Origin of the sequence: Streptomyces sp. NPDC026206 (assembly GCF_040638465.1) — a bacterium.
Classification (GTDB): Bacteria; Actinomycetota; Actinomycetes; order Streptomycetales; family Streptomycetaceae; genus Streptomyces.
Genome location: NZ_JBEZYL010000021.1, coordinates 50,637 through 72,166 on the forward strand (window position 1 = coordinate 50,637; position 21,530 = coordinate 72,166).

Consider the following 21,530-nt stretch of genomic DNA (forward strand, 5'->3'; position numbering starts at 1 on the left):
ACCGTGCTGCACGGCAGGACCGCGATCGTCACCGGCGCCGGGCGCGGCCTCGGCCGCGCCGAGGCCCTCGAACTCGCCCGCCTCGGCGCCGACGTCGTCGTCAACGACTACGGGCAGCCGGGCCGCGACGGCACCGGCGAGGCCTCCGCCGCACCCGCCGAGGCCGTCGTCGCGCAGATCCGCGCCGCGGGCGGCCGGGCCACGGCCCACCTCGGCGACGTGTCCGACTTCGACCAGGCCCGCGAGCTCGTCCAACTGGCCGTCGGCACATACGGCTCGCTGGACATCCTCGTCAACAACGCCGGCATCCTGCGCGACCGCATGGTCTTCTCCATGTCCGAGGACGAGTGGGACTCCGTCGTCCGTGTGCACCTGAAGGGCCACTTCAACACGATCCGCTTCGCCGCCGCGCACTGGCGCGACCGTTCCAAGGCGGCGGGCGGCGCCCCCGTGTACGGACGGATCGTCAACACTTCCTCCGAGGCGTTCCTGGCGGGCTCGGCCGGACAGCCGAACTACGCGGCGGCCAAGGGCGGCATCGTCGGGCTCACCACCTCCACGGCCGCGGCCCTGCGCAAGTACGGGGTCACGGCGAACGCGATCTGTCCCCGGGCGCGGACACGGATGACGGAGGACGTCTTCGCGGCCGTCTCTGCGGACACCGGGGCCGACCCACTCGCACCGGAGCACGTCTCGCCGCTCGTGGCCTATCTCGCCTCACCCCCGGCGGCCGGGGTCAGCGGACAGGTGTTCGTGGTGCACGGCGGCATGGTCGCGGTGGTGGAGCGGCCGAGGGTGGCGGCGAAGTTCGACACGAAGGGGGAGGTCTTCGGGGTGGAGGAGCTCGATGCGGCCCTGACGCCGTACTTCGCGGGGCGGCCTGCGGGGGAGGGCTTCGCGGCGCCGGAGGTGCTGGGGCTCGGGCGGGGGTGAAGCGGCCCGGGCCGGACGGGCTCGGCGGAACCAGCCCGTCCGGCGATTGAGGACCGGGGTCCGGGGCAAAGCCCCGGTAGTGCTTACGGCCTAGCGGATGTCGGTGCGGCGGTGCTTGCCGGGGGCGGGGGCGCGGTTCTCGTCCGGGGACGCCGGACCGCGGTGCCTGCCGCTGCCGGCGGATGCGGCCTGGGCGGATGCCTCATGGTGGCGCGCCTCGGTCGTGTCGGTTCGGGCATCGGGCATGGGGAAAGTCACTCCGTCGGATGGGATGCGTGCTCTGCGCGTCGGGGCCACAGCAGTGGCGCACGGCGGCGCAGACACCACCGGATGTACCTCGGATGTCAACACGCTTCCCACGCATGACCGTTCCGCTCACCTCGGTTCACCCGGGTGCCCGCCCGGTACAGCTGTGCGGCCCCCGCCCAAGTCTAACGGGACCTTGATCACCGAGCCACTCGCACTCGCAGGTGTGTCCGGTTGTTGCGGCGTACGGGTGGTCAGGGCGTACGGGCGCAGGGCGCCTGCTGCAGCGGTACGGGCCGGGGCGGCGGAACCGCCGTCGCACCTTCGGCCGCGTCCTCCTCGTCCGTCTCCGCGTCGATCTCCGCGTCGATCTCCGCGTCCGGGTCCGTGGCGTCCACGGGCAGTGCCGTGGACGACGTCGCCCGCCCGTCCCCCTCCGCCCCCGCCACCAGGACGTCGCCGTCCTCCGACAGCCGCAGCCGCGCCAGCCCGCACGGCACGCCCGGCGTCACGAACGGCAGCTTCAGCTCCCCGTCCGCCGTCCACAGCCCCGCTCCCGCCAGCCACCCGGCCGGCCCCTGGAACTGCTGCAGCTGCTTCTTCGCCGGCCGCCACACGCCCAGCCAGCTGCCCGCCGGCTCCCGGTCGATCCGGAACGCCACCGAGCTGGCCTCCGGTGCCAGCCCCTGCCCCGGCTGGGCCGCGAACGGCGTCAGCGTCGCGTCCGGCACCAGCAGGCACTCCGGGAAGCGCACCGGCCGGGCGGAGCCGAGCACGCCCCACCCCAGCCGGTCGACGCCGGGCGCGTCGGAGCGCACGACCAGCAGACCGCTGTCCGGCTCGGCCAGCAGCAGCCGGTCGTTGCTCTTCTCGGTGATCTGCAGCAGCGGGCTGACCTCGCCGCCGCGCCCCAGGTCGACGACGACGGCCTTCGTCAGCCCCTCCAGCTCCCGGTCCAGCGCGAGCAGCCTTCCCGAGCGGTCCAGCCAGGCGCCGCCCTCGCACCGCCCCGGCACCCTCGCCAGCAGCTCGGGCCCGCTCGCGCAGCCGTAGACCAGCCACAGCGTGGTCTGCCGCTCGCCGTTCACGAGGGCGTAGGCGCAGGAGCCGTCGGGCGCGGGCGGCAGCAGGGACAGCTGCGGGCACTCGATCGCGCCCAGCGGCAGTTCGCCGGTGCCGGGGCCGGTGGGGTAGAGCAGCGAGAGCGCGTACCGGTCGGCGACGCGGCGCCGGATCAGCACGCGGCCGTCGGTCAGGGGCAGGACCTCGCTGTCGGGCTCCTCCGGCTGGCTGCCGGGCAGGGACACGGCGTAGGGCTCGGGGCCGTCGAGGGTCCAGCGCTCCGGAAACCAGCCATCCGTGCCACGCCCGAGAGCCAGCCAGGCCGCGTACGAGCCGTCCACCGTGACGGTGAACGCCGGGCGCCGCACGTCGGCCGGCGGGGCGCTCGGGGTGGTTCGAGCGGTGCTCTGGGCGCTGTGGGGAGCACAGACCGTCATGAGAAACGTCACCTCCGGCACAGAACGTAGTTATCGCGGTCGCAACTCGACTGCGCCACCCCCGGCGCTTCACGCGTAAGGGTGTTGCCTGCCCGGTTCGCCTGAGGAACGGTGGCTGGATGTGCTTCGTACGATTCGGCTGACCAAGGGAAGGCGAGCCTGAGTGGCAGCAGGAGTGGCTGACCTGGCCCTCTTGACCAACGCTCGCCGCCTGCGGCTCGTCCGACGACGATGACGGCACGGCGAGCGCGGGCAAGGACGGCGGGGCGGCCCGAAGCCCGTGGCGCAAGGCGGCAAGGACTTCGGCAAGGCCGCCGAGGAGGCCGCGAAGGGCGCCGCACCCGGTCCCGCGGGATCGGGCGAACAACGAGAGTCGTACGGGCACGGGAGCCAGGTAGCCTTTCCCCGTGCCCGTACTGTCTGAAGTCATCGCCGCCCTCGACGCCCTCTGGCCCCCGGAGCGGGCCGAGCAGTGGGACGCCGTCGGTACGGTCTGCGGCGACCCCGACCTCACCGTCGGCCGGGTCCTCTTCGCCGTCGACCCCGTTCAGGAAGTCGTCGACGAGGCCGTACGGCTCGGCGCCGACCTGCTCGTCACCCACCACCCGCTGTACCTGCGCGGTACGACGACGGTCTCGGCCGCCACGTTCAAGGGCCGCGCCGTGCACACCCTCATCAAGAACGACATCGCCCTGCACGTCGCGCACACCAACGCCGACCGCGCCGACCCCGGCGTCTCCGACGCCCTCGCCGGCGCCCTCGACCTGCGCGTCACCGCACCCCTGGTGCCCGACCCGAGTGACCCCGCCGGCTGCCGCGGCCTGGGCCGTATCTGCGAGCTCGACCCGCCGATGAGCCTGGCCGACTTCGCCGAGCGCGCCGCCAAGCGCCTGCCCGCCACCGCGCAGGGCATCCGCGTCGCCGGCGACCCGCAGCGCACGATCCGCACCGTCGCCGTCTGCGGCGGCTCCGGCGACTCCCTCTTCGACGAGGTACGAGCCGCCGGCGTCGACGCCTACGTCACCGCCGACCTGCGTCACCACCCCGCCTCCGAGGCACAGCAGCACAGCCCGCTCGCGCTGGTCGACGCCGCGCACTGGGCCACCGAGTGGCCCTGGACCGAGCAGGCCGCCGCCCAGCTCGACGAGATCTCCGACCGCCACGGCTGGGGCCTGCGCACCCACGTCTCGCGTACGGTCACCGACCCCTGGACCGCCCACGCGGCGTCGTCCGCCCATCACCACCACTAAATAGGAGCCCCCAAATAAACGCCGCGCCCGCCGACCAGATCCGCCTTCTCGATCTCCAGGCCCTGGACGTCCGCCTCACCCAGCTCGCCCACAAGCGCACGAGCCTGCCCGAGCACGCCGAGATCACCTCCCTGGAGGGCGACCTCGCCCAGCACCGCTCCCTGCTCGTCGCCTCGCAGACCGAGGAGAGCGACTGCGCCCGCGAGCAGAAGAAGGCCGAGACGGACGTCGACCAGGTCCGCCAGCGCGCCGCCCGCGACCAGCAGCGCCTGGACTCCGGCGCCGGCATGTCCCCCAAGGACCTGGAGAACCTCCAGCGTGAGGTCGCCTCCCTCGCCAAGCGCCAGGGCGACCTGGAGGACGTCGTCCTCGAGGTCATGGAGCGCCGAGAGGCCGCCCAGGAGCGGGTGAAGGAGCTGACCGGCCGGGTCGAGTCCGTCCAGGCCAAGGTCAACGACGCAATCGCGCGCCGTGACGCCGCCACCGAGGCCATCGACGCCGAGGACGCCACCGTCACCAAGGAGCGCGAGCTCGTCGCCGCCTCCGTCCCCGCCGACCTGATCAAGCTGTACGACAAGCTCCGCGCCCAGCAGGGCGGCGTCGGCGCGGCCCGCCTCTACCAGCGCCGCTGCGAGGGCTGCCAGCTGGAGCTCAACATCACCGAGCTCAACGAGGTCCGCGCGGCCGCCCCCGACGCCGTCGTGCGGTGCGAGAACTGCCGCCGCATCCTGGTCCGCACCCCCGAGTCCGGCCTGTAAGCCCCATGGCGAATCGCTTCATCGTCGAGGCGGACGGCGGTTCCCGGGGCAACCCGGGCCCCGCCGGCTACGGCGCGGTGGTCCTCGACCCCGTCACCGGCGAGGCGCTGGCCGAGGCCGCCGAGTACATCGGCACCGCGACGAACAACGTCGCCGAGTACAAGGGCCTGATCGCCGGCCTCGAAGCCGCGAAGGCACTCGACCCGGACGCCGTCGTCCAGGTCCGCATGGACTCCAAGCTCGTCGTCGAGCAGATGTCCGGACGCTGGAAGATCAAGCACCCGGACATGAAGCCGCTGGCCGCCCGGGCGCAGCGGATCCTCCCGGCGAGCCAGGTCACCTACCAGTGGATCCCGCGCGAGAAGAACAAGCACGCGGACCGGCTGGCCAACGAGGCCATGGACGCCGGCAAGGCGGGCCGGAAGTGGGAGCCGGGCCGCTCGTCGGCCGGCCTCGCGGTGGCGGCCTCGGCCGCCTCTGCCGTCGTGGCCGAGCCGGTCGCGGAGCCGCTCGCCGAGCCCAAGGCCGCCCCGGTCGGCTGGGGAGCCGCGGCCGACCTCGGCACGCCCACGACCTTCGTCCTGCTCCGGCACGGCGAGACGGCCCTGACCCCGCAGAAGCGCTTCTCCGGCAGCGGCGGCACCGACCCGGAGCTCTCCGCCGCCGGCCGCCGCCAGGCCGAGGCGACAGCCGCCGCGCTGGCCGCCCGTGGCACCGTCCAGGCCGTCGTCAGCTCGCCGATGCGGCGCTGCCGGGAGACCGCCGACGCGATCGCCGCCCGGCTCGGCCTGGAGGTCCGCGTCGAGGAGGGCCTGCGCGAGGCCGACTTCGGCAAGTGGGAGGGCCTGACCTTCGGCGAGGTCCGCGAGCACTTCCCCGAGGACCTCGACGCCTGGCTCGCCTCGTCGAAGGCCGCCCCCACGGGCGGCGGCGAGAGCTTCGCGGCGGTGGCCCGGCGGGTCGCCCTGTCGCGGGACAAGCTGCTCGCCCGCTACGCGGGCCGTACGGTGCTGCTGGTGACGCACGTGACACCGGTCAAGACGCTGGTGCGGCTGGCCCTGGGCGCCCCGCCGGAGTCGCTCTTCCGCATGGAACTGTCGGCGGCCTCGCTGTCGGCGGTGGCGTACTACGCGGACGGCAACGCGTCGGTGCGGCTGCTGAACGACACGTCGCACCTGCGGTAGCGGAACGGGCTGGTTTTCCAGCCCGTCTGGGGGCACCTCCCAGCGGTAGCTGGGGGAGTTTGAGGACACCGCGCGAAGCGCGGTCCGGGGTCTGGGGCGGAGCCCCAAGGGGATGGGTCCAGCGTTCGCCTTTGATGCTGCCGCGGTGAGGCAGTCGGCGGTTGCCTCGGCTGACGAGCCAGGCGATGACCGTCTGCGGGTCCGAACGTGCCGATCTTCAATTTGGCTTCTACGGCGAGCTGGACGCCATACCGGGGTTGCTGTCATGGCTGCTTTCCCTCACGCGACCGTGGAAAGCATGGGCGCCGTCGGCGAAGCCCCGTTGAGACAGGGGTGACTCCAACGGACAAGGCGCACAAGCGGCCGACGTTTACCTCGTTCGAGGCGAGTGTGAATAGCCGTTGTCCATGTGGGCATATCGTTCGACGGCAAGCCGGACAGACCCAAGTGAAGAGGTGCCATGACTGATGCTAGGCGAGTGATCGCCGCTCTGGCGATTACTGTTGCCATGGCCGTTGCCGGAGCTGGTAACGCAACCGCAGCGGGTAACGGCTCCACGGACGATGAAGGCATTCTGGGCGGCGTGCTGTCCAACCTCGCGCCGTACAGTTCGACCGGCCACAGTTCTCTGTGCGGCAACAGCTCCGGAGGGATTCTCGGGGCAGCGCGCTGCGAGGTGAAGCACGACCGCGGCTCGGGCCAAGAGGTGGATCGCGAGCCGCTGACCGGGGGTATGCTCTCCAACCTCGCCGGCTACAACTCGTCCGGGCACAGCGTCAACTGTGGTAACCCCACTGTTGGGGTGCTGACCAAAACCACGTGCGTTAGCCGACACAACAGCTGATACCAGTAAGCTCGCGTGATTCTTGGCCGCCCGGGCATTCATACCGTGGAAGAAAAACGGTTGGGCCCGCATTCCATAGCATTACGTGAGCGTTGCGGCCGATGGTCGGTATGGACGTTGCTTTTCAGGGAGGCCAGTTGAGCGGTTGGCCATGTCAGCAGCCGGTCAGCCTGCCCGAGCGCCTTGGCCGCCCGGTCTGGGTGCCCAATGAATGGGCGGAGCTGCGAGAAGTGGTCGTCGGCATTGTTGACGACATGCGCGTGCCCGAATGGCACCCCGCTATGGCAGCTGTAGTGCCCGCCGGCGGGCGTAGCGAAGTTCTTCGCCGCTGTGGCAGCCGATGGCCTGCGGAACTACAGGCACTGGCTCGCCGGGAAGTCGACGGCCTCGCTGACTTCCTGGCGCGCCAAGGCATCGAAGTCCGACGGCCCGAGCCCTTTGACCACCACCGGCCTGTGGTCACCCCGCACTTCTCCACCGGCGGCGGCTTCTACTCCACCATGCCACGCGACAGTCTGCTTGCGATCAACGACACGATCGTCGAGACGCCGATGGCCTGGCGTAGCCGCTACTTCGAGACCTTCGCGTTCCGGACCATCCTGGACGACTACTTCCGGCGCGGAGCCCGCTGGCTGGCCGCTCCGAAACCGCGCCTCGCCGACGAGCTGTGGGAGACGCGGGACAGTGAAAGCGTAGGCGGAGCCGACAGGTACGGGCTCACCGAAAGCGAGCCCGTCTTCGACGCCGCAGATTTCACCCGGCTCGGCGATAACGTGCTGCTCGGGCAGCTGAGCACCGTCACTAACCGCACCGGCGTGCAATGGCTGCAGCATCTTCTCGGCCCGGATTACACCGTCCTGGCGTACGACTTCGCGCAACCGGACGCCATGCACATCGACATCACGATCATCCCTGCCGGGCCGGGTCGTGTCCTCGTCAACCGTGACGAGGTCAAAATGCTTCCGGACGTGCTCCAGGATTGGGAGGTGCTGCCGCTACCTCCTCCTGAACCCGATTCCTCACGCCCACTGTATTTCAGCGGCGAGACAATCAACTACAACGTGCTGTTCCTCGACGAACAGCACGTATTGATCGAGGCCGGACAGACCTGTCTCATGGCGCAGCTTCGCCGCTGGGGCTTCGAACCCATTCCGCTGCCGTTCAAACACTTTCAGTCCTTCGGTGGTTCGTTCCACTGTGCCACCCTCGACATCCGGCGTGGGTGATGTCAGTGCCTACCGTGCCGCCGGATTCATCGCGGCTGTGGCGTTTCCTGACTACCCAGCGCCTGCCCACCCCGTACTCGGTTCTCGACATCGATACCGCACTCCTGCGCCACAAGCAGCTCGTCACCGCGACCGGCGGGCAGTTGGACGTGCTGTACGCGGTCAAGGCCAATGCCGACCCCGGCCTTCTGTCGGCACTCGCACACGTCGGTTGCGGCATGGACGTGGCCTCCCCCGGGGAACTGCGGCAGGTGCTCTCAGCCGGTTGCCCGGCCGACCGGGTGTCCTACAGCAATCCCTTCCGCAGCCGGGACGAGATCGCGTTCGCCCACGAAAATGGCGTCCGCCTCTTCTGTGCCGATTCACCGGAAGAAATCCTGCGGCTGGCGGCCAGGGCACCCGGAGCGTCTGTCGTGCTACGCCTGGCCCATGCCGGACCAGGATCCATGAGCCCCCGCTTCGGTTGCTCGCCACACGAGGCGGTAGAGCTGGCGGCGCTGGCAGTGACGCACCACCTCGAGGTCGCAGGGCTGTGCTGGCATGTCGGCACGCAGCAGACGGATCCCGGTCAGTGGCGTATCGCGTGCGCGACAGGCGCTCGCGTGTGGGCGGCGATACGGGAACGAGGCGCAGCGGGCAGACTGCGGGTACTCAACCTCGGCGGCGGCCTGCCCGGCACCTACCGGGTGCCCACGCCACCATTGCACGTGTACGCGCGCACCATCACCTCCGCCGTGACGGACTGCTTCGTCGATCCTCCGGACCACACGTTCCTGGAACCCGGCCGGGCCTTGGTCGCCGACGCCGGGGCCACGGTCAGTAGCGTCAAAGCAGTCATGCGCCGCAATGGTCGCACCCACGTCATCCTGGACGCGGGCCTGTGGAACGCCGGGCTCGCCGACAGCCTGTACAGCATCGAGTACGCCGTGACCGCAGTGAATCATTCCCCGGCCACGCCGACCCATCCCGTAATGATCTGCGGACCAACATGCGACACCCTCGATGAACTCTCGGTCGGCGACGCCTACCGCCTGCCCGTCGACCTCGCACCAGGCGACCGCGTCGCCATCTGGCCCACCGGCGCCTACTGCGCCACCAACGCTGCCGTCAACTTCAACGGATATCCACCCGTAACACAGCACAGCCTGCCGCCAACACGGCTCCCACCGTGATACCTCAGGTCTCAAGAAGGTCTCTTGTTTGGAGATCGTTCGTTGCTCCCGGCAAATGGGCGACGAAGCTCCCACCAGCCCTATTGGAGCCCCCGGGGGCCTTTGGCCCCGGCGCGACAATCGGGCTGACGGCCGAAACGCTATGCAGTCACGGAACCCACCGGACAGTCCCTAGAGCTCCCTAAAGCGCCAGCGTGGACGCGACCTCGTCGCAACTCGGGCACTCCCACCGATCGGGCGCCCCGCTGCGCGGCGGCGTCATGTCGACACCGCACTGCGGGCACCGCATCGTGATGGGCTCCACGTGCCCGCACGTGCCGCACACCCACAGCGGCCCCTCCGAGTCGTGCTGCCGCCACGCGGTCCGCAGGCAGCGGGAGCAGCCCTTGGTGACGATCCCGGCCCCCCGGCTTATGACCGGGGGCTCCGGGGTCGTGTCGGCGTACTCGATGATCTGCGCCTTGAGGCGGTCATCGGTCGTATTGGCCATCCGGAGCAGGTGTGCGACTCGCGAGCGCGCTTCGTCAACGAAATCGTTCATGGCGGCAGCAGGTTATCGCCCCGCCGGTCACCCGCGTTCACATGTGGTCAATGAGCCGCCCGTTGGTGTCGTCCCATCGCCTCCGCCATGGCCGTCGCGGTATGGACATCCCTCTCCGCCACCGCCTGCGCGCGCCGCCGCTTGATCGCCGTGCACTCCGGGCAACGCCCCGCGAGCAACCGCCGCAGCCCGGCGACGATCTGCTGCGCCACGTCGACCCGCAGGGGCGGGAAGTCCACATATCCGTTGCCGTTCATGGGCTCACCGGCCGTGATCTGCAGAGCCCAGCCGTGTGCGCGGCACACGTCCTGCAGATCGGCCGCCGTCCGGGCCGAGATGCGGCGGAGGTCGGCGTCGGCGGGAGGGACAGGGGCGGCGGGGAAGGGCATCGGTGCCATCGAGTTCCTTGTGCTTGACGTTGAAACACCCCATGTGGGTGACCAACTACCTGTTGTCAGTACAGAGTTCCGTGCGGCGACCTACGCTCACAACGTTCTGCACGTGCCATGGGCAAGCTGTCACAGGGGGCGGCGACGTGAAGCGACGCAACGGCAATGGCGGGTCGGCGGCGGCGACGACGGCGGCGGTGTTCGGGGAGGTGCTGCGGCATCACCGGGAGGTGTCGGGGCTGACGCAGGAGGAGCTGGCGGTGAAGATCCCGTGCGACCGGTCGCTGGTGGCGCGGGTGGAGGCGGGGACGCGGGTTCCGCAGCGCCGCTTTGTGATGGCGTGCGACCAGGAGCTCGGTACGGGGGAGATGTTCGTCAAGCTGTGGGACAAGATCGACTGGTATCCGGACATCATTCACCCCGACTGGTTCAAGCGGTGGGTGGAGATGGAGGCGGCGGCGGTGGTTCTTCGCGCGTACGAGACCGACGTGGTCCCCGGGCTGTTGCAGGCCGAGGAATACGCGCGAGCGCTGCTCTCGCAGTTCTTCTCGGGTCGCGAACTGGACGAGCGGGTGGCGGCCCGAATGAGCCGACAGCAGCGCTTCCTGAAGCCTGATGGCCCGCTCCTGGTTGTGGTCTTGGACGAGAGCGCCATTCGCAACATGGTCGGGAGCACAGCTGTGATGCGAGACCAGTGTGCGCAGCTACTGCTCGCGGGCGAGCGGCCGAACATGCGGGTTCAAGTGGCACCGTTCAACGCGCCCTTGATCAAGCCGAAGGGCCCGATGTCACTGATCACTCTGCCCGGTGGGCAGGACTGGGTGTACTCGGAATCCTTGGAGGCGGGTCACTTCATCAATGATCCGGCGATTATCGCGCGCTACACCCGGGTCTACGATGTGCTCAGGGCTGACTGCCTATCAGGTTCCGACTCCGCCGCCTTGATCAGCGATGCGATGGAAGGGTACGAGCGCGATGACAACATGGCGCAAGAGCAGCTACAGCGGGAACGACGCCGGAAACTGCCTGGAAATCGGATGGCTGAAGAGCAGCTACAGCGGGAACGACGCCGGGGACTGCATGCAAATAGCCCCCGCTATCCCCGGCTTCGTCCCCGTAAGGGACAGTAAGGCCCCCCAGGGCCCCATCCTGGTCTTCCCCGCCCCCGCGTGGAAAGCATTCGTCGCGCAGGTCGCGCAGGTCGCGGACCGGGTCGGCGCACCGGGTCGTCACCCGGATGGCCGCTGCTCTTCTACAGTGACCGCACGAACCGGATCAGCGCATCCGTGACCTCCCCGGGTCGCTCCTGCTGGGCCCAGTGCCCGGCACCCTTCAGCAGGACCGCCGGTCGCAGGTGCGGAACGGAGGCCGTGGGTCCGGCGAGCATGGCCTGAGCCTCGGGGGCGTGGAAGACGCCGTCGCGGTCGCCGACGACGTACAGCGCCGGCACCTGGATGGGGGCGTCACGCCACCGCGCGGTCAACTCCCAGTTGCGGTCGAAGTTCCGGTACCAGTTCAGGCCGCCGGTGAACCCTGAGCGCCGGTACTCCGCGACGTAGGTGTCGATGTCGTGCTCCGTCAGCCAGGCGGGCAGGTGGTTCGGCTGGGTGAGGGAGTCGACGATCCTGCCGCTGGCGGGGATGGTGGCGTTCCAGCCCGGTCCGTCACCGGATCCGGAGTAGAGGATTCCGCGCAGGAAGCCGCGCGGGTCGCGGGCGAAGTCGGCGTCGGAGAGGTCCGGCTGCTGGAAGTAGACGATGTAGAAGTGGTCCCCGTTCGCGGCCCGCAGGGCCTCGACGGGGGTCGACGACCCCTTCGGTTCCGCCCAGCGGTGCGGAACGCTGAGCCCCGCTACGCCTCTCACCCGGCCCGGGCGCATCAGTGCGGTGTGCCAGGCGACGATGGCTCCCCAGTCGTGGCCCACGACCGTGGCGCGCCGCTCGCCCAGCGCGTCGATGAGGCCGGTGACGTCGTCGACCAGGTGGGCGATGTCGTAGTCCCGGATCCCGTCCGGGCGGCTCGTACTGCCGTAGCCGCGCTGGTCGGGGGCCACGACGCGGTAGCCGGCGGCGGCGAGGGCGGGGAGCTGGTGGCGCCAGGAGTACCAGGACTCGGGCCAGCCGTGCAGCAGCAGGACCAGCGGCCCCGAGCCGGCCTCGGCGATGTGCATGCGCAGGCCGTTGACGCGGACGAAGCGGTGCCGGATCCGCGGCGCGGCTGTGGCGCGGGCGGGGGACGACAGGGTGGAGGAGGCGAGCAGCGCGGCCAGTCCCGCGCCGCCCGCGCCACGGAGTAAGCCGCGGCGGGACAAGCTGTCTGAACTCATCGGTGGACTCCGCTTCATGATGGCGTGTTGGAAAACTACACGCCGTTCAGTTTTGCTACGCCGCACAGTAGCGCAACCCTGTAGAGTGTCAACCCATGGGAGCCCCGACGCAGACCCGCCGAGAACGCCTACGGGCGGAAACCACCGCGGAAATCAAGGCGGTTGCCCTCGCGCTCATGGCCGAGGGCGGGCCGGGAGCGATCTCGTTGCGCGCCATCGCCCGTGAGATGGGCATGACCGCGGGCGCGATCTACGGGTACTTCCCGACCCGCGACGATCTGGTCACCGCGCTGATCGACGACGTCTACACCTCACTCGTCGACACGGTGGAGGCCGCGCGCGACGCGCTGCCGGCCGGGGACGTGGCGGGGCGGATCATGGCCTGGGGGCAGGCGTTCAGGGACTGGTCACTGGCCAATCCCGAAGGATTCCGGCTGATTTACGGGGACCCGGTGCCGGGCTACGAGCCGCCCGGGGGCGGACCGGCGGCGGGGCCGGAACACCGGGCGTGTTCGGGGCTCAGTGGGCTCGTCGCGGCGGCGTGGCCGCACGCGGAGGCGCTGCACGGCGGGGCGGGGTACGAGTGGTCGGACTTCGACCCCAAGCTCGCGGGATCGGTTCGTGAAGCGTTCCCGGACCTTCCGCCGGACGCGGTCGCGCTGGCGCTGCGGGTGTGGGGCCGCATGCACGGGCTGGTGTCGCTGGACGTCCACGGCCGGCTGCGATGGCAGGCGCGGGACGCGGAGCGTCTCTACCGTGAGGAGATGCGCGATCTGATCCGCTCCCTGGGCCTGTGACCGGAGGGGTCCGCCGAAGCGGCCTGTCCGGTGGTCGGTGACGTTCCGGTCAGTAGAAGCCGAGCATGCCGGGTGAGTCGATGTCCACGGTGATCACACCGGGTGGGTAGGCGTCTTCGTTGCCGGTCAGCAGGATGGACATGCCGGTGAATTCAGGGCGCGGCAGCGCGCAGTACAGGGCGTGGCACGTGTCCGGGCCGCCGTAGCCGTCGCGCATCATCGTGCCGACGCTGACGGAGGCGACCATGTCGAGGCCGTCGACGACTACGGAGGAGTAGGCGAGGACGCGACGGGAGACGTCCGCCTCGTTCGCTTCGGCCTGCATGAGGCACAGAGAGGGGACGCTGAGACGGTCGCCGGGTGTGCGCGCCATGTTGCCGGCGAGGAGGTTCAGCGTCTTGTGGCCCTGCGCGAGGGCTGTGACGGCGCTGGTATCGAGGATGATCACGCGGCGTTGCCCCGGGCGGCCCGGACCTTATCGGCAGCGATCTTGTAGATGTTGCCGAGAATGTCGGGCGCTTGGTCGAACTCCTCGTCGCTGACGTCGAGGCCGATGACCTGCCGCGCGACCTGCCGATCGGCGGCCAGCCGTTCGGCGCGTTGTGCGGCGGTCGGCTGTTCGGCGGCGAGAGCCTCGACCAGCTGGCCGATGCTCATACCGCGTTCCTTCGCGAGTTCGGCGAGGTGATCGCGGGTCTCTCGTGGCACCTGAATCGTCGTGGAGGCCATAGCGTCACTATAGAGCTCCTACGAGCCCGGCGCGGGCCGTCGCCCACCTGCGCGAGCCGAGTGCGCTAAAGCTCCGTCACCACGACATCGAGCGCCCACGGCTTGCCGCCCTTGGCCGGGGCGTCGTCGCCCTCCACCGCGTACCCCAGCTCGCGCAGCGCCTCCGCCAGCTCGCGCGGCGAGGAGGGCTCGTGGCCGGCGGTGAGCAGGTCGCGGACGAGGCGTCCCTTGGTGGCCTTGTTGAAGTGGCTGACGACGGACCGCTTCTCCACCCCGTTCACCATCCTCGACTGCAGGACCCGCACCGTGGCCGTCCGCTCGGCGAGGACGCCCTTCGGCTTCCATGCCGTGGCGTACGCGGCCGAGCGCAGGTCCAGGACCAGCCCGTCACCCGCCGCCTCCGGAAGGGCCTCGGCCATGGGCGTGCGCCAGTACGCGCCGAGGGCGCCCAGGCCGGGGAGCTTGACGCCCATCGAGCAGCGGTAGGAGGGGATGGCGTCACCGATGCGCACCGCGCCCCACAGGCCGGAGAAGACGAGCAGCGAACGGTCCGCCGCGCGGCGGGCGGCCGCGCTCAGGGTGGCGATGCCCAGGGCGTCGTAGAGAACACCGGTGTAGATCTCGCCGGCCGGCCGGGTGGGCGCCGTCCGCAGCGCCGCGTTCTTGGCGATCTCGCCCCGCAGGCCGGGGCTCAGGCCCAGGACCTCGGCGGCCTTCTCCTCGTCGCCGGAGCACAGCTCCACCAGCTCCGCCAGGACGGCCTCCCGGGCCCCGCTCAACCCCTGCAGGGACAGCGCACCGGCCTCCAGCGCCTCTCCGGCACCGCCCGTGGCCTTCCCCTCGGACGGCGGCAACAGCACGAGCACGACTCGATCTCCTCAGCAGAACTCCCGGAACCCGAGCCACCCTAACGCCGTCCGCCGCGCTTGCTGTGCCTCGCGCCCGTACCGCCCATAGGCTCGTGGCCATGCCACGCCGCCCCATCCACGTGACGGACACGGAGCGCACTCCGCTTGTGACGGCACTGCGCGAGCTGCGCGAGAAGACGCATGTGCCGGAGGATTTCCCGGCCCGTGTGCTCCAGGAGGCCGAGCAGGCCGCGCGGCGACCGCGCATGCCCGCGTACGACGCGACGGACGTGCCGCTCTTCACCATCGACCCGCCCGGGTCGAAGGATCTCGATCAGGCGATGTTCCTGGCCCGGCGCAGCGGCGGCTACCGCGTGCACTACGCGATCGCGGACGTCGCCGCCTTCGTCCTGCCCGGCGGCGCGCTGGACGAGGAGGCGCACAGCCGTGTGATGACCCTGTACTACCCGGACGTACGCATCCCCCTGCACCCCCGGAGCATCGGCGAGGGCGCCGCGAGCCTGCTGCCGGACCACGACCGGCCGGCGGTCCTGTGGCGGCTGGACCTGGACACGGACGGGCAGGTGGTGGCCACCGACGTGCGGCGGGCGGTCGTACGGAGCCGGGCGAGGCTGGACTACGCCGGGGTTCAGCGGGCCATCGCCACGGGAACGGCCGAGGAGCCGCTGTCGCTGCTGCGGGAAATAGGGGCGCGGCGGGAGGTGCTGGAGCGCACGCGCGGCGGGATCTCGCTCAATGTGCCGGAGCAGGAGGTGGTACAGCGGGAGGACGGCAGCTATGCGCTCGGCTACCGGGTTCCGCTTCCTACGGAAGGGTGGAATGCCCAGATCTCCCTGATGACCGGGATGGCCGCCGCACAGCTGATGCTGAGCGCGGGCACGGGCATCCTGCGCACGCTGCCCGCCGCACCGCAGGGCGCGGTCGCCAGGCTGCGGCGGGTGGCCAGGGCCCTTGGCGTGCCATGGCCCGAGCAGATGCCGTACGCCGTGCTCGTCCGGGCCCTCGACCCGCGGCACCCGCAGCACGCGGCGTTCCTGCACGAGTGCACCACCCTGCTGCGCGGCGCCGGCTACACCGTCTTCGACCGCGACCGCCCCACCACTCACCCCACCCCCACCGACCCCGGCCACGCCGCGCTCGCCGCCCCCTATGCCCACTGCACCGCGCCCCTGCGCCGCCTCGTCGACCGCTACACCAGCGAACTGTGCCTGGCGGCGGCCGCGGGCCTCGAGGCCCCCGAGTGGGTGCGTGCGGCGCTGGACGGGCTGCCCGGCGAGATGGAGCGCGGCGCCCGGAAGGCCGCTGAGGCGGAGCGGGAGTGCGTGGACCTGGTCGAGGCGGCGCTGATGCGCGACCGGATCGGTGAGGTCTTCGACGGCTACGTGGTGGACGTCGTCGAGTCCCGGCCGACGGCGGGCACGGTCCATCTGTACGATCCGGCGGTCATCGGCCATGTCGAGGCCGACGGGGACGGCCCGCCGCTGCCGCTGGGCAAACGCATGCGGGTCCGGGTGATCGAAGCGAACCCGGGGAGGGAGAAGGTGTGGTTCGTCCCGACGTGAGCGGCCGGTAACATGGTCGTCACGGCGGACGAGCCGGCCGGGCGGCCGCGTGGGATCCTCACGGATCCCCCGAGGAACGTCCGGGCTCCATACGGCAGGGTGGTGGGTAACGCCCACCCGGGGTGACCCGCGGGACAGTGCCACAGAAAACAGACCGCCGGGGATCTTCGGATTCCCGGTAAGGGTGAAACGGTGGTGTAAGAGACCACCAGCGTCCGAGGTGACTCGGACGGCTAGGTAAACCCCACCCGGAGCAAGGTCAAGAGGGGCAGCCGCTTCACGGCGGCGGCCCTGCGCGGACGATCGAGGGCTGCCCGCCCGAGTCCGCGGGTAGACCGCACGAGCCTGTCGGCAACGGCAGGCCTAGATGGATGGCCGCCTCCCCGAGGGCCGCAAGGCCCCCGGGAGACAGAACCCGGCGTACAGGCCGACTCGTCCGCCGGTCATCTGACGCAAAGCCCTCTGATCTGCAAATCTGCAGGTCAGAGGGCTTTCGCGTGGGACGACTTCGCCACCGCGTTTCCTGGCTGACCGGGCCTGCACCTCACGACACCTGCGATTGCTCGTAGACCGCCATGGCCTCCTCGTGGCTCACGGTGGTGCCGTCGATGTCGGCTTTGGCAAGCTCGATCAGGTGCAGATCGGCAGCGTCCTGATGCCGTGACTGGCGCCTGCTGTGTGAGTACACACTGGCCACGCTCATTGGATGGCGGGCGGTGTGAGTCACCCTCCCCGCAGGCCCCGGCCCGGGCCGAACCGCCGTCGGAGCGTGGAGTCCTCCATCGCGGAGGGCGAGCAGCCGGCTCAGCGCCGGAAGCCCGCCCGCCGGTGGCCGGCCGAGCGGTGGCCGGCCGAGCCGCAGTCAGCCGAGCGGCAGTCCCTTGAGCGGCAGCTGATCGGTCGGGAGCCCGCCGCCCGTCGGAAGCCCACTCGTCGGAAGCCCACTCGTCGGCAGCCCGCCTCCCGTGAGCGCATCCGTCGGCAGCCCGCCTCCGGTGGCCGCGCCCGCTGTCTTGCCCAGGATGCCTCCCGCCGCCCCCGGCAGCGCGCCGGTCTGCAGCCCTTGGACGGGCAGTCCGCCCATCAGGCCCGCAACCGGTTCCGCAACCGGGTTCGCGTCGCCCGAGGGGAGGCCGCCGAGGGCAGTCGCCCCGCCCTGGTCCGGCAGCGGTGCATCGGCCTGGGCGGCGGCCGTCGACCCCAGTGTCAAGGCGGCTGCTGCCATGGTGGCTGCCATAAGTGCTCGTCGCATCAGGTCTCCTTCGGAGATCGCGCAGTGGGATTTTGTGACTAGAACGACTGACTGGCGTCCGGGACACGCCACGCCATACCTGTGAGCGAGCAAGGCCGGGTGACAACCGGGTGACAAGAGGAACCCGCGAAGTCCGCGACAAGTGATGTGACCTGGTGGATAGTTCGTGGGTGCGATGTGGTGATCGGCGGGGGGTGCAGGGGAGTTGGCGATACGTTCGATGGCCTCGGTGCCGCAGACCTTGATCCCGCCTCCCGAGCAGGCGCTGAGGGTGCGCTTGAGGAGGACGTTCCGGTCGCGCAGGGGGCTCACCGGGCTCGCCCAGTGGTTCGTGGACATCGGCATACCGCTGCTGCTGGCGTTCGCCGCGTTCTACATCGTGTCCGGCATCTACGAGGGATGGCGCGTCTCCTACAAGGTTCTGCTGGGAATGGAAGAGCCGCCGGCGAAGGGCATCCCTCTCCTGCCGTGGACGGTTTCCCTCGTGGGGTGGCTGTTGGCACCGGCGATGGTCGGCGGGCTGGCCGGTCACATCATCGCCGCGCGGATCTCACGGACGGGCGGGACCACGTCCAAGGAGCCGTTCGTGCGACGTACCTGGGGCGAGAGGCTGACACCGCCACCGGTCATCGACTGGCTGGGGTCCTACTTCCATGGCCGCGCGGCAGACGTGCACTTCGTGGAGTGCTTTGTGCGGATCGCGCACAAGAACGACTGGGCGCGGGCGCAGGACCACTGGGAGGTGGCGGTCACGGAGACCATGCGCAGCGTGGAGTTCTCGGCACTCGGGAGGATCGAGAATCTCCCGCGCGCCCAGAGCCACTGCAAGGTCGTCCTGCGCATCTGGGCGCTCATCGGCGTCTGCGCGGTCTGCGAGGCCCGCAAATGACCCGTGAAGAGAGGGGCAGGGAATGAGGCCGCGCAGTGCGGTGGAGCTCGTTCGCTTCATGCTCAAGGACTGTTTCCCGGATGCGACCGAGCAGGGCCTGGACGACGCGGCTCGTTACCTGGTGCGCTGGGGGTCCGACGGCGTCGGGGACCACCTGGGGCCCGAGTCGACCTGGATGATGATCGCCGATCTGGAGTCCGTGCTCGGCGCGGGCTTCGCCGAGCCCGTCGAGCCGCGGCCGGAATTCCGGTGGAATCCGCGTCTGCGCAGCTGGCAGCGGCCGAATCAGACGATGGACTGACAGTCTCCCTTTCCCGGGTGCCCGCCTTCGCCGCGCGCCCGCGCCCATGGCTGGATACCGTGGGGAGAGGCTCGCGCCCCGAGGGATGGGTGCGAGGCTGGCAGGTGGCAGCCCTCGTGTTGGCGGGGGATGAGTGGGAACTGCGCTGGAAGGGGCCCGGACGATGGCTTTTCTCATGTCAGTGCTCGCCGCTTCGCTGGCCGTCGCGTCGCCCGCGGGTGGCCTGCCGTGTCAAGGGACCTCCGTGGACGCGGAGTTCAGGTCCGCCGTCGGCGGGGGTGTGCACCAGGCGGTCACGTTCGATACGAAGGCGGTGCCGGAGGGCAGCCGGGTATCGGTCATGGAGCGCACCGGGCATGACGGCACGCGGATCGAGCTGCGGGTGCGCGGGATCGAGGCGGGCCGGACGTTCGGGGCGCATGTGCATACCAAGCCGTGCGGCAGTGCCCCCGACGCCTCGGGGCCGCACTATCAGAACGTCAAGGACCCCAAGCAGCCCTCGATGGACCCGAAGTACGCCAACGCGCGCAACGAGGTGTGGCTGGACTTCACCACCGACAAGCAGGGCAAGGGCGGTTCGGACACGACGGTGAAGTGGAGCTTCCGCGCGGGTGAGGCCCGTTCCGTGGTCATCCACGAGCACGGCACCGAGACCACGCCGGGCCACGCCGGGATGGCGGGAGCGCGGCTGGCCTGCGTCAACGTGGCCTTCGAGTAGGGGGCGGCCGGGCCCCCGGCGTCAGGGGCGCTTCTCGAACGGGCCCGGCACGGGGAAGTAGCCCTCCAGGAACGGCGCTATGAGCGCGTTGGTGCGCTCCAGGTCCTTGTCCGTGGAGACCGTGTCGTTGATGCAGAAGACGTCCATGTCCCGGTTCGCCAGCAGCCGGTTCAGCCGGCGCGAGGTGTTCGGGTGGGCCAGGTCCATGTAGACGTAGCGCATTTCGGACGGTATCGCGCGGGCCTGGTGGTACGCGTAGTAGTGGTGCAGCGAGGAGGCGACGGAGAGGTCCTCGGGGCTGCGGAAGCGTGCGCGGGCCGTGGCCTTGTGGGCGTCCGCGTACCGTTCCTCTATCTCGCCGAGCACGCTGCGGCTCAGTGCGTGCGGCACGTGCCGCATCTTCTGCGTGAAGGTCGTCGAGAAACCCTCTTCCACCAGCGCCCTGTTGTTCTTCGCGGCGGCTGCCACCGGCGGGTCGGCGGGGTCGTGCGCCCCCAGCGGTATCAGCGCGGGCGAGGGGAAGAACTTCGTCAGCCCGTTGGAGAGGAAGAAGGTCTGCGGGGTCAGCGGGCTGCCGAGGAAGACGTCGTCGTTGAAGTACAGGAAGTACTCCGACAGGCCCTCGATGTGGTGCAGCTGGCTCTCGATGGCGTGCGAGTTGAACGTCGGCAACGCGCTCGTGTCGGAGAAGATCTGCTTGTGGCTGACCACGCGGATGCCGGGGTGCGAGGTGTCCAGCCACTCCGGGACCTGGTCGTCGGTGACCAGGTAGACCGTACGGACCCAGGGTGCGAACTGGTGCAGTGAGCGCAGCGAGTACTTCAGCTCGTCGCGGCTGAGGTAGCGGGCGTCGTTCGCCGCCTCCTCGTGGCGGGTCTCCACGTCCCCGGCGTCGCGCTGGGCCTGCGCGCGGCGCTGTGCCCAGGCGGGGTCGCTGCCGTCGACCCAGGTGTAGACGACGTCGATGGGGAAGGGGATGTCCTGGGGGAGCCGGATGGTGAACTCGGGGCGGGTGTGGACCGTGCGGCGGGCCGGGCTGTCGGAGCCGCCGGTCGTGCCGTCGTTGCCGCCCGCGGCGACCGTGTGCCCCAGCGGGCCGGTGAACAGCTCCAGGGGCGCCTCGACGGGGGCGGCGGCGGCCGGGACCTCCTCGACGACGCCGTTGCGGCGCGGGGCGACGAGAACGGGGCCGCCGGGGGCCTCCTCGCGGGCCCAGAACTGGATGTCGCAGCCGTGCTCCTGCCCCAGTACCAGGGCGCCGTCGGCGGTGGTGCGGAACCACGTGACGCGCGTGACGTCGCACTTCTCGACCTGGCGCCAGGTGCCCGCCACGAAGCCGGGGAGCGGCTGGCCGGGGGTGTTGTCGCGGCCCACGGGCGCGACGTAGCCGGGTATGTGCCCGCACAGGCGCGCGAGCTGCTGCAGGACGCGTCGGCGGTCGGCGGCGGCCACCGCGATCGCGGGGGTGGTGCCGGCGGTCGCGGTCCGGACGCAGAAGTAGCCGATGCCGGCGTCCTCCAGCGTGGAGCACACCAGGACGAGGGTGTCGGCGCGGGTGCCGTGCGGGGTCAGGGCGGGGTCGACGAGGGCGATGTGCGCCTTGCCGTCCACGAGGACCACGCGCGGCAGGGCCGCGTCCAGGTGGCCGGCGTAGCGGCGCTGGAGCCGCTTGCCCCGGATCTTCTGGCGGCGCTGCTGGAGGTCGAGGGAGTTCGCCATGTGCTGCATGAGGGCGCCGCGGGTCTCGACGGACACGCGCTGGGCGATGGCCCGGCGGGCGCTCTCGGGCAGGACCCTGCGGTAGGCCTTGACCAGCCCGGACTTCTCCGGGTTGGCGCGCGCGGCCGGGGTGCGCGGGGCGCCGGAGCCGCTCGGGGGCGGAGTGCTCTGGGCGGGGACGGCGGCGGCCGGAGACCGGCCGGGCAGGCCCGGACTGACCGCCGGGGGATTACCTGCGGCGGCAGGGATCTTCCCGCCGTGGACGGGCGGGGTCGCCGGCTCGCGTGACATGATCGTTTCAACCCCTCGGTCGTCCTCCACGGCCG

Annotated in this window: 23 protein-coding genes, 1 other RNA gene and 2 pseudogenes; 15 read left to right on the forward strand and 11 right to left on the reverse strand. The window is 70.7% G+C overall.

The window, feature by feature from the left end; genetic code table 11:
* Nucleotides 1–3 precede the first annotated feature (3 nt).
* The gene (locus tag AB0F13_RS24430) at nucleotides 4–933 is read left to right on the forward strand and encodes a 3-oxoacyl-ACP reductase (protein WP_362086137.1); all 930 of its coding nucleotides are present in this window, start codon (nucleotides 4–6) and stop codon (nucleotides 931–933) included.
* 90 nt (nucleotides 934–1,023) lie between these two features.
* Here AB0F13_RS24430 and AB0F13_RS24435 read toward each other — a convergent pair whose 3' ends face one another.
* Nucleotides 1,024–1,179 (reverse strand): hypothetical protein, encoded by a 156-nt coding sequence (locus AB0F13_RS24435; RefSeq protein ID WP_362086140.1) that lies wholly within the window; start codon nucleotides 1,177–1,179, stop codon nucleotides 1,024–1,026.
* A gap of 254 nt (nucleotides 1,180–1,433) precedes the next feature.
* The gene (locus AB0F13_RS24440) at nucleotides 1,434–2,678 is read right to left on the reverse strand and encodes a hypothetical protein (protein ID WP_362086143.1); all 1,245 of its coding nucleotides are present in this window, start codon (nucleotides 2,676–2,678) and stop codon (nucleotides 1,434–1,436) included.
* Between the two features lie 407 nt (nucleotides 2,679–3,085).
* On the opposite strand from AB0F13_RS24440, the gene AB0F13_RS24445 reads away from it, so the two are divergent.
* The 6 genes from AB0F13_RS24445 (at nucleotide 3,086) to AB0F13_RS24470 (ending at nucleotide 9,112) form a co-directional block, all read left to right on the forward strand.
* A complete protein-coding gene (locus AB0F13_RS24445) occupies nucleotides 3,086–3,928 on the forward strand; it encodes a Nif3-like dinuclear metal center hexameric protein (protein WP_362086146.1) in 843 nt (280 codons plus the stop codon).
* A 14-nt stretch (nucleotides 3,929–3,942) separates the two neighbouring features.
* Nucleotides 3,943–4,686 carry a C4-type zinc ribbon domain-containing protein gene (locus AB0F13_RS24450; protein WP_362086252.1) on the forward strand — a complete coding sequence of 248 codons (744 nt, stop codon included), beginning with the start codon at nucleotides 3,943–3,945 and terminating at the stop codon, nucleotides 4,684–4,686.
* A 5-nt stretch (nucleotides 4,687–4,691) separates the two neighbouring features.
* Complete coding sequence (locus tag AB0F13_RS24455; RefSeq protein ID WP_362086149.1) at nucleotides 4,692–5,870, forward strand: bifunctional RNase H/acid phosphatase; 1,179 nt, start codon at nucleotides 4,692–4,694, stop codon at nucleotides 5,868–5,870.
* Nucleotides 5,871–6,348: 478 nt separating this feature from the next.
* Nucleotides 6,349–6,714 carry a hypothetical protein gene (locus AB0F13_RS24460; protein ID WP_362086150.1) on the forward strand — a complete coding sequence of 122 codons (366 nt, stop codon included), beginning with the start codon at nucleotides 6,349–6,351 and terminating at the stop codon, nucleotides 6,712–6,714.
* Nucleotides 6,715–6,815: 101 nt separating this feature from the next.
* Complete coding sequence (locus AB0F13_RS24465) at nucleotides 6,816–7,940, forward strand: amidinotransferase (protein WP_362086151.1); 1,125 nt, start codon at nucleotides 6,816–6,818, stop codon at nucleotides 7,938–7,940.
* Between the two features lie 5 nt (nucleotides 7,941–7,945).
* Nucleotides 7,946–9,112 carry a hypothetical protein gene (locus AB0F13_RS24470; protein ID WP_362086154.1) on the forward strand — a complete coding sequence of 389 codons (1,167 nt, stop codon included), beginning with the start codon at nucleotides 7,946–7,948 and terminating at the stop codon, nucleotides 9,110–9,112.
* 181 nt (nucleotides 9,113–9,293) lie between these two features.
* Here AB0F13_RS24470 and AB0F13_RS24475 read toward each other — a convergent pair whose 3' ends face one another.
* The gene (locus tag AB0F13_RS24475) at nucleotides 9,294–9,653 is read right to left on the reverse strand and encodes a hypothetical protein (RefSeq protein WP_362086156.1); all 360 of its coding nucleotides are present in this window, start codon (nucleotides 9,651–9,653) and stop codon (nucleotides 9,294–9,296) included.
* A 47-nt stretch (nucleotides 9,654–9,700) separates the two neighbouring features.
* Nucleotides 9,701–10,051 carry a hypothetical protein gene (locus tag AB0F13_RS24480; RefSeq protein WP_362086159.1) on the reverse strand — a complete coding sequence of 117 codons (351 nt, stop codon included), beginning with the start codon at nucleotides 10,049–10,051 and terminating at the stop codon, nucleotides 9,701–9,703.
* A 137-nt stretch (nucleotides 10,052–10,188) separates the two neighbouring features.
* On the opposite strand from AB0F13_RS24480, the pseudogene AB0F13_RS24485 reads away from it, so the two are divergent.
* Nucleotides 10,189–11,160: pseudogene (locus tag AB0F13_RS24485) on the forward strand (helix-turn-helix transcriptional regulator); the annotation flags it as partial.
* Nucleotides 11,048–11,332 (forward strand): annotated as a pseudogene (locus AB0F13_RS24490) (DUF397 domain-containing protein); the annotation flags it as partial. The pseudogenes AB0F13_RS24485 and AB0F13_RS24490, both read left to right, overlap by 113 nt.
* On the opposite strand, the gene AB0F13_RS24495 reads toward AB0F13_RS24490, so the two are convergent.
* Entirely contained in the window at nucleotides 11,295–12,212 is a 918-nt protein-coding gene (locus AB0F13_RS24495) for an alpha/beta hydrolase (RefSeq protein ID WP_362086255.1), read from the reverse strand. The pseudogene AB0F13_RS24490 and the gene AB0F13_RS24495 sit on opposite strands and share 38 nt — an antisense overlap.
* A gap of 251 nt (nucleotides 12,213–12,463) precedes the next feature.
* On the opposite strand from AB0F13_RS24495, the gene AB0F13_RS24500 reads away from it, so the two are divergent.
* A complete protein-coding gene (locus AB0F13_RS24500; protein ID WP_362086162.1) occupies nucleotides 12,464–13,165 on the forward strand; it encodes a TetR/AcrR family transcriptional regulator in 702 nt (233 codons plus the stop codon).
* Nucleotides 13,166–13,214: 49 nt separating this feature from the next.
* Here the strand turns inward: AB0F13_RS24500 and AB0F13_RS24505 are convergent, their stop codons facing one another.
* The 3 genes from AB0F13_RS24505 to yaaA form a co-directional block, all read right to left on the reverse strand.
* Complete coding sequence (locus AB0F13_RS24505; RefSeq protein ID WP_362086165.1) at nucleotides 13,215–13,613, reverse strand: hypothetical protein; 399 nt, start codon at nucleotides 13,611–13,613, stop codon at nucleotides 13,215–13,217.
* Nucleotides 13,610–13,894 (reverse strand): hypothetical protein, encoded by a 285-nt coding sequence (locus AB0F13_RS24510; protein ID WP_362086168.1) that lies wholly within the window; start codon nucleotides 13,892–13,894, stop codon nucleotides 13,610–13,612. Before AB0F13_RS24510 ends, AB0F13_RS24505 begins: the two co-directional genes overlap by 4 nt.
* Before the next feature lie 65 nt (nucleotides 13,895–13,959).
* Complete coding sequence (gene yaaA / locus AB0F13_RS24515; protein ID WP_362086171.1) at nucleotides 13,960–14,760, reverse strand: peroxide stress protein YaaA; 801 nt, start codon at nucleotides 14,758–14,760, stop codon at nucleotides 13,960–13,962.
* Nucleotides 14,761–14,861: 101 nt separating this feature from the next.
* Here yaaA and AB0F13_RS24520 point away from each other — a divergent pair, with 101 nt between their 5' ends.
* Both AB0F13_RS24520 and rnpB read left to right on the forward strand, forming a co-directional pair.
* Nucleotides 14,862–16,325 carry an RNB domain-containing ribonuclease gene (locus AB0F13_RS24520; RefSeq protein WP_362086174.1) on the forward strand — a complete coding sequence of 488 codons (1,464 nt, stop codon included), beginning with the start codon at nucleotides 14,862–14,864 and terminating at the stop codon, nucleotides 16,323–16,325.
* Nucleotides 16,326–16,354: 29 nt separating this feature from the next.
* Nucleotides 16,355–16,764: RNase P RNA component class A (rnpB, locus tag AB0F13_RS24525), an RNA gene on the forward strand.
* 105 nt (nucleotides 16,765–16,869) lie between these two features.
* Here the strand turns inward: rnpB and AB0F13_RS24530 are convergent.
* Both AB0F13_RS24530 and AB0F13_RS24535 read right to left on the reverse strand, forming a co-directional pair.
* The gene (locus tag AB0F13_RS24530; RefSeq protein WP_362086177.1) at nucleotides 16,870–17,022 is read right to left on the reverse strand and encodes a hypothetical protein; all 153 of its coding nucleotides are present in this window, start codon (nucleotides 17,020–17,022) and stop codon (nucleotides 16,870–16,872) included.
* A 165-nt stretch (nucleotides 17,023–17,187) separates the two neighbouring features.
* Complete coding sequence (locus tag AB0F13_RS24535; RefSeq protein WP_362086180.1) at nucleotides 17,188–17,577, reverse strand: ATP-binding protein; 390 nt, start codon at nucleotides 17,575–17,577, stop codon at nucleotides 17,188–17,190.
* 229 nt (nucleotides 17,578–17,806) lie between these two features.
* On the opposite strand from AB0F13_RS24535, the gene AB0F13_RS24540 reads away from it, so the two are divergent.
* From AB0F13_RS24540 to AB0F13_RS24550, 3 genes are all read left to right on the forward strand, one after another.
* Entirely contained in the window at nucleotides 17,807–18,466 is a 660-nt protein-coding gene (locus AB0F13_RS24540) for a DUF6313 family protein (protein WP_362086183.1), read from the forward strand.
* Between the two features lie 22 nt (nucleotides 18,467–18,488).
* Nucleotides 18,489–18,767 carry a hypothetical protein gene (locus AB0F13_RS24545; RefSeq protein ID WP_362086186.1) on the forward strand — a complete coding sequence of 93 codons (279 nt, stop codon included), beginning with the start codon at nucleotides 18,489–18,491 and terminating at the stop codon, nucleotides 18,765–18,767.
* 244 nt (nucleotides 18,768–19,011) lie between these two features.
* The gene (locus AB0F13_RS24550; protein ID WP_362086189.1) at nucleotides 19,012–19,485 is read left to right on the forward strand and encodes a superoxide dismutase family protein; all 474 of its coding nucleotides are present in this window, start codon (nucleotides 19,012–19,014) and stop codon (nucleotides 19,483–19,485) included.
* A 21-nt stretch (nucleotides 19,486–19,506) separates the two neighbouring features.
* Here AB0F13_RS24550 and AB0F13_RS24555 read toward each other — a convergent pair whose 3' ends face one another.
* Entirely contained in the window at nucleotides 19,507–21,495 is a 1,989-nt protein-coding gene (locus tag AB0F13_RS24555; protein ID WP_362086191.1) for a stealth conserved region 3 domain-containing protein, read from the reverse strand.
* Nucleotides 21,496–21,530 lie beyond the last annotated feature (35 nt).